Annotated in this window: 2 tRNA genes; both read left to right on the forward strand. The window is 42.4% G+C overall.

Going from position 1 to position 616, the window contains the following annotated elements:
• Positions 1–190: 190 nt before the first annotated feature.
• A tRNA-Ile gene (locus QQK09_RS10675) sits at positions 191–267 on the forward strand.
• 121 nt (positions 268–388) lie between these two features.
• Positions 389–464 (forward strand) — tRNA-Ala (locus tag QQK09_RS10680).
• The last annotated feature ends 152 nt before the right edge of the window (positions 465–616 follow it).

Raw genomic sequence — 616 nt, forward strand, 5'->3', positions numbered from 1 at the left:
GGATCACCTCCTTACGTAAAGAAACTACTATTAGTGCCCACACAGATTGTTTGATTAGAATGTAAAAGAGTTGTATAGGTATATATACTTGCTCAGTAGCTCGGTTGGTTAGAGCGCACCCCGTAAGAGGTGAAGAGCGGTGAGGTTGGCTTGGTTTTTTCAAATCTGCCCAGACCCGCCAAATCGACTTGGGTCTGTAGCTCAGTTGGTTAGAGCGCACCCCTGATAAGGGTGAGGTCGGCAGTTCAAATCTGCCCAGACCCACCAAAATCGTCCTGACTCGGCGTTAAATTAAAGCTCGTTTAGAAAAGACTAAACTTCGCTTCAATTTGTCTTGATTCAAAATGATTTAGTACCAAGTTGATAATACTTATGCATAAACCATGTTGGGGCTATAGCTCAGCTGGGAGAGCGCCTGCCTTGCACGCAGGAGGTCTGCGGTTCGATCCCGCATAGCTCCACCACTTCATTGAAGTGATACCAACATGAAACAGAAGCCTTATATAAATACCAATATTTATATAAGGCTTTTTTTAACGAAAAAGCCTGCTCTTTAACAATTAGGAAAGCTGATAAAGTTCTTATTAGCACACAATAACAATGACTTGTTTACAAG

Source organism: Psychromonas marina (assembly GCF_030161115.1).
Taxonomy (GTDB): domain Bacteria; phylum Pseudomonadota; class Gammaproteobacteria; order Enterobacterales; family Psychromonadaceae; genus Psychromonas; species Psychromonas marina.